Here is a 14,127-nt window from a genome sequence, read left to right as displayed (position 1 = left end):
ACATCTGCCGCCGCCATTAGCTTGGCAGGTGATGTTGTATTTTATGCTATTCAAAAGATAAATCGAAAGAGGCAGCGATTTTGGTCGTTTTTAAAATTACGAATAACGAAACAAACAAAAACTATATAGGGACGTCATTTAATGATGCCTTTCAACGCTTTGAGCAATATGTTGATGCGGCAGGCGAAGGCTTAGACTTCCCTTTGTATGAAGATATTCGTACCTATGGTGCAGACTCTTTTTCAGTAGAAGAGCTTTATGAAACAAATGACAAAGAAGAGCTTTACGAACTTGAGCAGGATTATGTTGCTATATATAGTGGCGTAAGTTTACGTGGATACAAAATTGGCCAATCAACAGCTAAACCTGTTTTCACAGGCTTAGGTAGCAAGGCTAAATTTGATGCAAATGGTGTTTCTACGGCCGAAGTACCAAAGAAAACCACACGTAAAACAGCAAAAAAAGCAGAACCTAAAGCAGCTGCACCAACTATTGCTAAAAAGCCTAGTTCATTGTTCGGCGAGTTGATCGGAGAAGAGAGATTAGACGGCCCATCTTCAGCAACATTTGAAGATGCAAAAAAACCCTCAACTATTAGCCGCCCTAGCACAAAAAGCAAAGCACCTAGCAAAGCTAGCATTCAAAAGATGCTACGTGAAGCTGAAAAAAGTGCCAAACAAGAGCGTGACGATAAACTAAAATCTGCCCAGCAAGATCAAGCCGAAGAAATGGCATTAATCATGGCTAAAATCGATATGACTTCGAAATCTGCCACATCTGCATTTCGTCGTAGAAAAAGCTAAAGACTCGCTTTTATTAGACAATTAAATAGACAAATAAAAAGCCCAATCTAATAAAATTAGATTGGGCTTTTTTAATACTCATCAAATAACAAATAAAGTTAAACCAATAAGATTAAGCGCGAGCTTTTTTCAAAGTATCGGAAATCAAGAAAGCAAGCTCTAAAGATTGATCTGCATTTAAGCGTGGATCACAATGGGTATGGTAACGGTCAGCAAGGTCAGCTTCTGTTACTTGAAAAGAACCACCTACACACTCAGTCACGTTTTGACCAGTCATTTCAAAGTGAACACCACCGGCATAGCTACCTTCAGCTTTGTGTACTTCAAAGAACTGCTGAACTTCACGTAAAATACTATCAACGGCACGTGTTTTATAGCCATTTGATGCTTTTACAGTGTTGCCATGCATAGGATCACTACTCCAAACAACCTGTTTACCTTCACGTTCAACAGCTTGAATTAGTTTAGGCATACCCTCTGCAACTTTATCAGCCCCCATACGCACTATAATATTTAAACGACCCGCTTCATTTTCAGGGTTTAATGTATCTATCAAGCGAATTAGGTCTTCTGGGTCCATTGTTGGCCCAGCTTTAACTCCAATAGGGTTTTTTACGCCGCGTAAGAATTCAACATGAGCACCATCCAACTGACGAGTACGATCCCCTATCCATAGCATATGAGCAGAACAGTCATACCAATCACCAGTCAAACTATCTTGACGAGTTAAAGCCTCTTCATAAGGCAATAATAAAGCTTCATGAGATGTATAAAACTCAGTTTCTCTCAACTGAGGTACACTTGAGTCAAAACCGCAGGCTTCCATAAACTGTAATGACTCATTAATTTTATCGGCAATAGCACCATAACGCTCACCTGCTGGGCTATTAGCGACAAAGTTCGAGTTCCACTTTTGCACTTCATGTAAATCTGCAAACCCACCTTGCGCAAATGCTCGCAACAGGTTCATGGTTGCTGAACTTTGGTTATAAACGCTTAATAGTCGCTCAGGATCAGGGATACGAGCCTGCTCTGTAAAATCAATACCATTAATAATATCGCCACGATAACTCGGCAATTCAATACCATTAATCGTTTCAGTATTTGCTGATCTTGGCTTCGCAAACTGTCCAGCCATACGACCTATTTTTACTATCGGACATTTGCCTGCATAGGTAAGAACAACCGACATTTGCAACATTACTTTAAATGTATCGCGAATGTTGTTTGCATGAAACTCAGCAAAACTTTCTGCGCAATCACCACCTTGTAATAAAAATGATTTTCCTTGCGCTACTTTTGCAAGGGCACTTTTCAATTGACGCGCTTCACCTGCAAACACTAGAGGAGGCATTGCTGATAATTTATCTTCTACCGCTTTTAATTGCGCTAAATCTGGATAAATTGGCTGTTGTAATGCTTCTTTTGCTCTCCAACTAGTGACATCCCACTGACTCATATTATCTTCAACCTTCTAATTCACTGTTCTCTTTTTTCATCATTATTACAGCAACACATTAACGTGCTACTACCCACAATATTTCTGCATCGTCTTCTGATAATGACACTAGGGCATGCCCCATTGCAGCATCATAATACACGCTGTCGCCTTCTTTTAGTTCAATTGGCTGATAAAATTCAGAGAAAAAATTGATTGATCCCTTTAACACCAATAAAAACTCCTCTCCATCATGTCGAACCCACTCTTTAAATTCTTCAAACTGGCGTGCTCGTACTTTTGTTTTAAACGGCACCATTTTTTTGCGGCTAATAGAAGGGTTTAGCAACTCATGCTCGTAAGTCGCTGTAGGGTGCGGTTCACCTGAACCTTTTCGCGTAATATCACGACGTCCAGCGATAGAGTTTGGAGTGGTTTCAACAAAAAGTTGAGGTAAGTCCATACCCAAGCCTTGAATCAGCTTCTGTACAATGGTGAAGCTTGGAGATACTTGATCATTTTCTATTTTAGATAATGTCGATCTAGCGATACCAGTTCGCTTACTTACTTCTTCTAATGTCCAGCCTTTACTTAAACGAATTTCTTTCACTCGTTTACCAAGTTCTAGCGGTTCTACAAAATTATCTGGCTCTGCTGCTTTAGCCGTTTCAAGCGATGGTCGACTTACCATAATGCACCCTTAAACAATCAAGAGACAAAGTGTACTAAAACTCTCGCCGTTAACCTATCCAGAATTAGTCTTTTTATCACCACATAACGACAAAGACCTGCAAAAGCAGGCCTTTATCGTATTCACTTAGTTTTTTAAGCCATGGAATAAGGATTAACCATCAATATTAATCGTATACTCCTGATCGTTGTAGATTATAGAGACAGAATCTGAGCTATCGACACTGCCGCTATTGTTCGAATCAAAGTCAGAACTGTTAACAAATGAAGCCACATCCGATCCATCCACTTTCACTGCCCCATCTGTAACACTTACATGACTAGATAGGAACTCAGCAATCGCATCAGTCGATGCATCAGAACCAGGCGCATCAGACAAACCTTCAAGCAACTCAGTAATATCTAATGAATCTTCTCCAGCATTGAAATCAGTAATAGTATCTGAAGTATCCTCAAGGATGAACATATCAGCACCAGTACCGCCGGTTAAGGTATCATTGCCTGAGCCACCAACTAATATATCGTCATCAGCACCACCAGATAATGTGTCATTACCTCCGTCACCGATAAGAAGATCATTACCAGCATCTCCTAATAGGGTGTCATTATTCTCACCACCATAAAGAAGGTCAGAACCGTCTCCACCATAAAGCTCATCATTACCTGTACCACCCTCAAGTAGATCTGAACCATCCCCACCATAAAGCTCGTCATTATTCGATCCACCTTCTAACCAGTCATTGCCATCACCACCTGAAAGTAAATCATTACCACTTTGACCAATTAGATGATCGTTATCATCTCCACCATAAAGATCATCATCTTGAGAACCACCATCTATGTAATCATTACCAGCTCCACCATCGATATAGTCGGAACCTGATTGACCAGAAATATGATCATCACCACCCTGACCATAAACAGCGTCTGCTTTAGACCCACTATCAATGATGTTGTTATCATCATCCCCATAAACAGTGTTTGATTTCCAGTCATTGGTCACAGGTTGATTGGTACCGTTTTGACCATATGAAGCACTATCTTGAGTAAATGCTGCAACGCTATCTTCTAAACTCGCAACAGTCTCAACAAATGCAACAGAACCATCAGCGCTCACTCCTGAAGTAGTAGTATGAGTCGTAGGATATTCATTACTACCTAATGCGTTGTAAGTTGTCCCGCCATCATCAGAAAGCTGCACATCTAACACATAAGCACCACCTTGATCCCAGTAAACAATCTCAATGCTATGCTCACCATCAGCGGCAATAGTGAAAGTTTCTGTTCGTGTTGTTGGCGCCTGATTGAAATCTGCTGATGCCACGACAACACCATCAACCACAATTTGATAACCATCATCTGCATATACTTTGATGCTATATGTACCAGCATCTAGCGAAACATCACCAGCCATATATACAACAGCGTCGCCTGTTTCAGTACTAGGGTTAGTACTTAAACTTGCAGCATCGTTGCCTAAGAAGTTCTCTAAGTTAGTTCCTCGCCCTAAATCACCACTTCCGTAGTTATAGCTAATTTCTGTTGCGGTAAAGGTTGCAGTAGATGAATTAGAATTAACAACCGACATAGCATCAGCAATATCAGACAGATTACCATTCGTAGAGTCATCATAGGCGAAGTATTGACCGCTTAATCCAGCAATAGTCGTTGTTGTACCTTCAACATTGACAGTTTGGGTTACAGATTCACTTGTTCCACCTTCAGAACTTGTCACGCTAACTGAAATATCAAAGCTATCAGTCACTTCACCAGTATCTAACTGCAAACCGCTAATTTGCGACTCAGTAAGTGAGTAAGAACCATCCTGATTTGCATTAATGGCATTACCATCACTATCCAATAAAGAGACACCTGTTGGTAATGCAGCAATTGAGTAAGCTAAAGTTTCACTGCCATCGTTATCCGTTTGTGCTGCAGTAATCGTAAGATCTCGAACAGAACTACTAGAATCAAGTGTCGCTTGAATATTTGACACATCAACTTCTTCATTACTACCTGTACTATCAACACTAAACTCAACTGATACTTGGCCATTACTATCTAGTACAACTGAATAGCTATTGCTCTGTGATTGCGATGAGCTATCGCTCTGACTATAAACAAAGCTTTCTAATAGCGTGCCATTTGCAGACACTTCATAACTATCCGCATAAGTACCACTTGATTCCCAACCCCCTGAGATTAATGAGTCAAAGGATAATGTCACTGTCTGCCCAGCATTCTCTACACCAAAGTCTAAAGTACGTGTTTGAGTAACTTCAGATGAAGTGTTGAGGCCTAGATCACTCACATTTGAACTAGTTAATGTCGTACTTTCAGAACTTGCATCACCTAGAGTGACAGTTAATGTAGGTATGTCAGCGACGGCACTAACATCTATGTCTAAGGTTGACGTATCGCCTGTGTTTGTTGTGTAGGTAATTTGTGGCACATCACCTGACCAGTCTTCAACCGGTGTAAAGCTGTATGAGCCATCTGCATTAATAACAATATCACCAACATTATTAATCGTAACCGTATCACCCGCATTAGCGGCTTGACCATCAACAGAGAATGTTGAAACGCTAATCACAGAATCCGTAATATCGTTAGCAAGTACACCTTGAGCAGCATCAACAGAAACAACAACATCTTCACTTGAAGAGTATGAGTCAGCGACAGTGACAGTGACAACATCATTTTCAACATCAATACTCAGCGTATTAACAACAGTGTCTCCGTCATTATCAACCACAGTATAAGAATAAGTGAGTGTTTGAGCACCGCTTGACTCAACCTGAGTAATGAGAGCATTTGAAGCAGTAAAGGTATAAGTGCCGTCACCATTAATAACAAGCGTACCATTACCATCGGTGGTAGTTGCCGCAACAACAGAGCCACCATCAGCGCCAGCATCTAGATCAAGCGTTCCTGACACAGATTGATTCTGCGCTGGTGCATCAATATGTGCGGTTAACGCATAATTACCAGTCGCCCCTTCAGCCGTACTAATAGTAGTAACCGTATTATCATTTGAGTCAGTAAAGCCTTCAATCACCACTGTATATGTTTGACCATCAACAACAACATCAACACTTTGCGTCGTAATGGTTACCGTATCATCTGTATTACTGCCACTGTTTGAAGTCGCATCATGTGCAATAGCCAATGCGATAGTGACAGTGGTTGTCGTGCCATTTATTTCCAGATCAAATGTTACATCTAAATCAGCAGACTCTAATGAACTCGTGCCACTTGAAACAGCAGTATTAATATGTGAGAAGTTAAGCAAATCGAAACTCTCGCCACTTTCCACATTTGAACCAGAGTTTGAAGTAATTGCACTATCATCAGTCATTGATAATGAAGAAGCACCAGAATCACCCGTTCCCCAAGCAATACTGTCTATCAATGCATCGGAATCATTATCAGTTTCGGTCACTTCATTTTCATCAGGTGCATAGGTTGTATCAGAGAAGCCTGCTTCAAAGTTCTTAACTACAATAGTATCTGCACCATTAAGAGTAAGACTGGCCGAACTAGTCGTCACATCAGGCGAGTCATCTTCAATCGTTACACTTACTGTTTCAGTTGTGTCATTGGTGCCATCACTAACAACAATATCAAGGTTAAAACTTAACTCATCTTCTTGTGTCGTATCGTCATGATCAACAGGTCCACTTAGAGTGGTTGTATAAGAAGCATTACCATTTACATCAGGGTCTGTCGCAACAATACGAATGACTTCTACACCCGCCGCTGTACCGATTAAGGTAGCTGAACCATCGCCACTCCAAACAATTGCCACACCATTTGATGTCATAGCATCTGCTGGCTCACTCAAAGTAACGGTTAAATTGTCGTTTTCAACATCAGAAACACTAAAGGTCGATGTTACGCTCGCAAAGTTTGTAGTATCAGAGTTACCACTTGTATCTGCATTAGCATTGGCGAGACCCTCTTCAGAGACATTTGTATCTGAAAGTGAAGTGATTATAGGAGCACTGTTAGATGTATCTAACTCCAAGCTATCGGTTGCAGTACTTGTATTGCCTGCATCATCTGTTACTAGAGCAGTGACATCGATAGTACCGTCAGTTAAGCCACTAAGATCTGTATCTGGTACTGTCCAAACGCCACCGACTAGAGTAGCTGTCGCGTTTACACTCACATTATTCGAGTCAGTAAAGGTAACGACGACACTATCAGCATCATTATCTACACCAGATAAACTTACTGACACATGAGCAACTTCTGATTCATCTGTTTCTTCATCAGAGGCTGCGACTGTAACACTAAAGTTATTATCAATATCCGCTGAAGTATCAACTGTATGAGTTGAAGTCCCAGTGCTATCAACCGTATTACCCGCTGCATCACTTGAGCTAACCACCACATCAAACTCTGTGTCATCAGCCAGGTCACTGCCTGCCACATCAACAGTCCAGTTTCCATTTTGATCAACTGTAGTTGAGTAGTCTTGACCATTGATCGTCATGGTCACAGTATCACCAGCTGATATGTCACCACCTGATGCCGTACCGGATACTGCAATGGTCTCACCGCTTTCAGTCGCGTTGATCACACCATCAGATGTAATTGAGTTAACCGCAACTGAACCTGCTGTTGCAGAAGTATCAACCGTATGAGTTGAAGACCCAGTGCTATCAACAGTATTGCCTGCTGCATCACTTGAGCTAACCACAACATCAAACTCTGTGTCCGCAGCCAAGTCACCGCCTGCCACATCAACAGTCCAGTTGCCATTTTGATCCACTGTGGTTGAGTAATCTTGACCATTGATCGTCATGGTCACAGAATCGCCTGTTGCGATATCGCCACCTGATGCCGTACCAGATACCGCAATGGTCTCACCACTTTCAGTCGCGTTGATCACATCATCAGATGTAATTGAGTTAACCGCAACTGAACCTGCTGTTGCAGAAGTATCAACCGTATGAGTTGAAGACCCAGTGCTATCAACAGTATTGCCTGCTGCATCACTTGAGCTAACCACAACATCAAACTCTGTATCAGCAACCAAGTCACCGCCCGCCACATCAACAGTCCAGTTGCCATTTTGATCCACTGTGGTTGAGTAATCTTGACCATTGATCGTCATGGTTACGGTATCGCCTGTTGCGATATCGCCACCTGATGCCGTACCGGATACTGCAATGGTCTCACCGCTTTCAGTCGCGTTAATCACATCATCAGAAGTAATAGAGTTAACAGATACAACACCTGCATCAGCAACCGTATCTTTCGCAATGGTTTCAGTAAATGAGTCTTCTGTATTACCCGCAGGATCTGTCACATTAACAACTACAGATAATGTTCCATCAAGTAATGCGGCCACATCAGCTGTTACTTCAAAGTAATCCTGGTCAACCATAATGTCACCACTAGCAATAGTGACTTCATTACCTTGTGAGTCAGTAATAGTAATAGAATTTACTGTTCCTCCTTGCTCGAAGAAACCTCCAATTAACATATTCCCTTGCTCATCAAAGTTAACAATATTATCTGAGTCAGAAGTATTATTATCTTCTACGAATACATCAACATCAGCAAATAGGTCTACCTGATACACCTCACTACTTGTCGCAGAGAACTCATTACCAGCATCATCAGTCCCTGTAACCGTTGCTATGATTGTCGGATTAGAAAGTGAAGTGTTCGCTAAGGCTGAACCTAAGACTTCTACTGTGTACAAGTAATTTCCAGATTCATTCTGATCACTTGAAACTGCGGCACTACCAATCTCAACACCATCTAAAGTAATGGTTACAATATCACCAGGTTCTGCATCATTGCCTACATAACCAGTAATAGGCACGAGTACACCAGTTGCAGATTCACTAGAGTTAATAATGCCATCCGTTGTAATTGCATCGATATCGATTTGGCCAACTGCGATAGTATCAACCGTGTGAGTTGAAGAACCCGTTGTGTCTACTGTGTTTCCAGCCGCATCGCTTGAAGAGACAACCGCGTCGAACGCTGTGTCGTTTTCTAAGTCGCTACCTGCCACGTCAACAGACCATTCGCCGTTTTCATCAACTGTTGTTGTGTAAGTCTCGCCGTTGATAACCAGTGTCACGACGTCATTTTCAGCGATGTCGCCACCTGTTGCTGTACCTGTCACGGACACTGTGCCAGCCGCTTCGCTCGCGTTGATCACGTCATCAGAAGTGATCGCATTAACAGTGACCGTGCCTGCTGTTGCTGCTGTATCAACCGTGTGAGTTGAAGAACCCGTTGTGTCTACTGTGTTTCCAGCCGCATCGCTTGAAGAGACAACCGCGTCGAACGCTGTGTCGTTTTCTAAGTCGCTACCTGCCACGTCAACAGACCATTCGCCGTTTTCATCAACTGTTGTTGTGTAAGTCTCGCCGTTGATAACCAGTGTCACGACGTCATTTTCAGCGATGTCGCCACCTGTTGCTGTACCTGTCACGGACACTGTGCCAGCCGCTTCGCTCGCGTTGATCACGTCATCAGAAGTGATCGCATTAACAGTGACCGTGCCTGCTGTTGCTGCTGTATCAACCGTGTGAGTTGAAGAACCCGTTGTGTCTACTGTGTTTCCAGCCGCATCGCTTGAAGAGACAACCGCGTCGAACGCTGTGTCGTTTTCTAAGTCGCTACCTGCCACGTCAACAGACCATTCGCCGTTTTCATCAACTGTTGTTGTGTAAGTCTCGCCGTTGATAACCAGTGTCACGACGTCATTTTCAGCGATGTCGCCACCTGTTGCTGTACCTGTCACGGACACTGTGCCAGCCGCTTCGCTCGCGTTGATCACGTCATCAGAAGTGATCGCATTAACAGTGACCGTGCCTGCTGTTGCTGCTGTATCAACCGTGTGAGTTGAAGAACCCGTTGTGTCTACTGTGTTTCCAGCCGCATCGCTTGAAGAGACAACCGCGTCGAACGCTGTGTCGTTTTCTAAGTCGCTACCTGCCACGTCAACAGACCATTCGCCGTTTTCATCAACTGTTGTTGTGTAAGTCTCGCCGTTGATAACCAGTGTCACGACGTCATTTTCAGCGATGTCGCCACCTGTTGCTGTACCTGTCACGGACACTGTGCCAGCCGCTTCGCTCGCGTTGATCACGTCATCAGAAGTGATCGCATTAACAGTGACCGTGCCTGCTGTTGCTGCTGTATCAACCGTGTGAGTTGAAGAACCCGTTGTGTCTACTGTGTTTCCAGCCGCATCGCTTGAAGAGACAACCGCGTCGAACGCTGTGTCGTTTTCTAAGTCGCTACCTGCCACGTCAACAGACCATTCGCCGTTTTCATCAACTGTTGTTGTGTAAGTCTCGCCGTTGATAACCAGTGTCACGACGTCATTTTCAGCGATGTCGCCACCTGTTGCTGTACCTGTCACGGACACTGTGCCAGCCGCTTCGCTCGCGTTGATCACGTCATCAGAAGTGATCGCATTAACAGTGACCGTGCCTGCTGTTGCTGCTGTATCAACCGTGTGAGTTGAAGAACCCGTTGTGTCTACTGTGTTTCCAGCCGCATCGCTTGAAGAGACAACCGCGTCGAACGCTGTGTCGTTTTCTAAGTCGCTACCTGCCACGTCAACAGACCATTCGCCGTTTTCATCAACTGTTGTTGTGTAAGTCTCGCCGTTGATAACCAGTGTCACGACGTCATTTTCAGCGATGTCGCCACCTGTTGCTGTACCTGTCACGGACACTGTGCCAGCCGCTTCGCTCGCGTTGATCACGTCATCAGAAGTGATCGCATTAACAGTGACCGTGCCTGCTGTTGCTGCTGTATCAACCGTGTGAGTTGAAGAACCCGTTGTGTCTACTGTGTTTCCAGCCGCATCGCTTGAAGAGACAACCGCGTCGAACGCTGTGTCGTTTTCTAAGTCGCTACCTGCCACGTCAACAGACCATTCGCCGTTTTCATCAACTGTTGTTGTGTAAGTCTCGCCGTTGATAACCAGTGTCACGACGTCATTTTCAGCGATGTCGCCACCTGTTGCTGTACCTGTCACGGACACTGTGCCAGCCGCTTCGCTCGCGTTGATCACGTCATCAGAAGTGATCGCATTAACAGTGACCGTGCCTGCTGTTGCTGCTGTATCAACCGTGTGAGTTGAAGAACCCGTTGTGTCTACTGTGTTTCCAGCCGCATCGCTTGAAGAGACAACCGCGTCGAACGCTGTGTCGTTTTCTAAGTCGCTACCTGCCACGTCAACAGACCATTCGCCGTTTTCATCAACTGTTGTTGTGTAAGTCTCGCCGTTGATAACCAGTGTCACGACGTCATTTTCAGCGATGTCGCCACCTGTTGCTGTACCTGTCACGGACACTGTGCCAGCCGCTTCGCTCGCGTTGATCACGTCATCAGAAGTGATCGCATTAACAGTGACCGTGCCTGCTGTTGCTGCTGTATCAACCGTGTGAGTTGAAGAACCCGTTGTGTCTACTGTGTTTCCAGCCGCATCGCTTGAAGAGACAACCGCGTCGAACGCTGTGTCGTTTTCTAAGTCGCTACCTGCCACGTCAACAGACCATTCGCCGTTTTCATCAACTGTTGTTGTGTAAGTCTCGCCGTTGATAACCAGTGTCACGACGTCATTTTCAGCGATGTCGCCACCTGTTGCTGTACCTGTCACGGACACTGTGCCAGCCGCTTCGCTCGCGTTGATCACGTCATCAGAAGTGATCGCATTAACAGTGACCGTGCCTGCTGTTGCTGCTGTATCAACCGTGTGAGTTGAAGAACCCGTTGTGTCTACTGTGTTTCCAGCCGCATCGCTTGAAGAGACAACCGCGTCGAACGCTGTGTCGTTTTCTAAGTCGCTACCTGCCACGTCAACAGACCATTCGCCGTTTTCATCAACTGTTGTTGTGTAAGTCTCGCCGTTGATAACCAGTGTCACGACGTCATTTTCAGCGATGTCGCCACCTGTTGCTGTACCTGTCACGGACACTGTGCCAGCCGCTTCGCTCGCGTTGATCACGTCATCAGAAGTGATCGCATTAACAGTGACCGTGCCTGCTGTTGCTGCTGTATCAACCGTGTGAGTTGAAGAACCCGTTGTGTCTACTGTGTTTCCAGCCGCATCGCTTGAAGAGACAACCGCGTCGAACGCTGTGTCGTTTTCTAAGTCGCTACCTGCCACGTCAACAGACCATTCGCCGTTTTCATCAACTGTTGTTGTGTAAGTCTCGCCGTTGATAACCAGTGTCACGACGTCATTTTCAGCGATGTCGCCACCTGTTGCTGTACCTGTCACGGACACTGTGCCAGCCGCTTCGCTCGCGTTGATCACGTCATCAGAAGTGATCGCATTAACAGTGACCGTGCCTGCTGTTGCTGCTGTATCAACCGTGTGAGTTGAAGAACCCGTTGTGTCTACTGTGTTTCCAGCCGCATCGCTTGAAGAGACAACCGCGTCGAACGCTGTGTCGTTTTCTAAGTCGCTACCTGCCACGTCAACAGACCATTCGCCGTTTTCATCAACTGTTGTTGTGTAAGTCTCGCCGTTGATAACCAGTGTCACGACGTCATTTTCAGCGATGTCGCCACCTGTTGCTGTACCTGTCACGGACACTGTGCCAGCCGCTTCGCTCGCGTTGATCACGTCATCAGAAGTGATCGCATTAACAGTGACCGTGCCTGCTGTTGCTGCTGTATCAACCGTGTGAGTTGAAGAACCCGTTGTGTCTACTGTGTTTCCAGCCGCATCGCTTGAAGAGACAACCGCGTCGAACGCTGTGTCGTTTTCTAAGTCGCTACCTGCCACGTCAACAGACCATTCGCCGTTTTCATCAACTGTTGTTGTGTAAGTCTCGCCGTTGATAACCAGTGTCACGACGTCATTTTCAGCGATGTCGCCACCTGTTGCTGTACCTGTCACGGACACTGTGCCAGCCGCTTCGCTCGCGTTGATCACGTCATCAGAAGTGATCGCATTAACAGTGACCGTGCCTGCTGTTGCTGCTGTATCAACCGTGTGAGTTGAAGAACCCGTTGTGTCTACTGTGTTTCCAGCCGCATCGCTTGAAGAGACAACCGCGTCGAACGCTGTGTCGTTTTCTAAGTCGCTACCTGCCACGTCAACAGACCATTCGCCGTTTTCATCAACTGTTGTTGTGTAAGTCTCGCCGTTGATAACCAGTGTCACGACGTCATTTTCAGCGATGTCGCCACCTGTTGCTGTACCTGTCACGGACACTGTGCCAGCCGCTTCGCTCGCGTTGATCACGTCATCAGAAGTGATCGCATTAACAGTGACCGTGCCTGCTGTTGCTGCTGTATCAACCGTGTGAGTTGAAGAACCCGTTGTGTCTACTGTGTTTCCAGCCGCATCGCTTGAAGAGACAACCGCGTCGAACGCTGTGTCGTTTTCTAAGTCGCTACCTGCCACGTCAACAGACCATTCGCCGTTTTCATCAACTGTTGTTGTGTAAGTCTCGCCGTTGATAACCAGTGTCACGACGTCATTTTCAGCGATGTCGCCACCTGTTGCTGTACCTGTCACGGACACTGTGCCAGCCGCTTCGCTCGCGTTGATCACGTCATCAGAAGTGATCGCATTAACAGTGACCGTGCCTGCTGTTGCTGCTGTATCAACCGTGTGAGTTGAAGAACCCGTTGTGTCTACTGTGTTTCCAGCCGCATCGCTTGAAGAGACAACCGCGTCGAACGCTGTGTCGTTTTCTAAGTCGCTACCTGCCACGTCAACAGACCATTCGCCGTTTTCATCAACTGTTGTTGTGTAAGTCTCGCCGTTGATAACCAGTGTCACGACGTCATTTTCAGCGATGTCGCCACCTGTTGCTGTACCTGTCACGGACACTGTGCCAGCCGCTTCGCTCGCGTTGATCACGTCATCAGAAGTGATCGCATTAACAGTGACCGTGCCTGCTGTTGCTGCTGTATCAACCGTGTGAGTTGAAGAACCCGTTGTGTCTACTGTGTTTCCAGCCGCATCGCTTGAAGAGACAACCGCGTCGAACGCTGTGTCGTTTTCTAAGTCGCTACCTGCCACGTCAACAGACCATTCGCCGTTTTCATCAACTGTTGTTGTGTAAGTCTCGCCGTTGATAACCAGTGTCACGACGTCATTTTCAGCGATGTCGCCACCTGTTGCTGTACCTGTCACGGACACTGTGCCAGCCGCTTCGCTCGCGTTGATCACGTCATCAGAAGTGATCGCAT

The 14,127-nt window shown here is 45.4% G+C and carries 4 protein-coding genes (1 of these 4 cut by a window edge); 1 reads left to right on the top strand and 3 read right to left on the bottom strand.

Going from position 1 to position 14,127, the window contains the following annotated elements; genetic code table 11:
* Positions 1-80 precede the first annotated feature (80 nt).
* Complete coding sequence (locus Q0A08_RS00880; protein WP_438464276.1) at positions 81-803, top strand: GIY-YIG nuclease family protein; 723 nt, start codon at positions 81-83, stop codon at positions 801-803.
* A 112-nt stretch (positions 804-915) separates the two neighbouring features.
* On the opposite strand, the gene Q0A08_RS00875 is transcribed toward Q0A08_RS00880, so the two are convergent.
* The 3 genes from Q0A08_RS00875 to Q0A08_RS00865 form a co-directional block, all read right to left on the bottom strand.
* Positions 916-2,262 carry a class II 3-deoxy-7-phosphoheptulonate synthase gene (locus Q0A08_RS00875; protein ID WP_438464275.1) on the bottom strand — a complete coding sequence of 449 codons (1,347 nt, stop codon included), beginning with the start codon at positions 2,260-2,262 and terminating at the stop codon, positions 916-918.
* A gap of 58 nt (positions 2,263-2,320) precedes the next feature.
* The gene (locus tag Q0A08_RS00870) at positions 2,321-2,932 is read right to left on the bottom strand and encodes a helix-turn-helix domain-containing protein (protein ID WP_438464274.1); all 612 of its coding nucleotides are present in this window, start codon (positions 2,930-2,932) and stop codon (positions 2,321-2,323) included.
* A gap of 153 nt (positions 2,933-3,085) precedes the next feature.
* Positions 3,086-14,127 carry the 3' end of an Ig-like domain-containing protein gene (locus tag Q0A08_RS00865; protein WP_438464273.1) on the bottom strand. Its footprint extends 17,065 nt past the window's final position, so 11,042 of the gene's 28,107 nt are visible here — the last part of the coding sequence; the start codon falls outside the window, past its right edge; its stop codon occupies positions 3,086-3,088.

The organism is Marinomonas sp. PE14-40, from assembly GCF_051623805.1.
Lineage (GTDB): Bacteria > Pseudomonadota > Gammaproteobacteria > Pseudomonadales > Marinomonadaceae > Marinomonas.
This window is presented reverse-complemented; position numbering and strand designations above follow the sequence as displayed.

What these genes read in the sequence shown, in the direction of transcription:
- Q0A08_RS00875 (WP_438464275.1), bottom strand. Translation starts at nt 2,262, where the DNA reads ATGAGTCAGTGGGATGTCACTAGTTGGAGAGCAAAAGAAGCATTACAA.
- Q0A08_RS00870 (WP_438464274.1), bottom strand. Translation starts at nt 2,932, where the DNA reads ATGGTAAGTCGACCATCGCTTGAAACGGCTAAAGCAGCAGAGCCAGAT.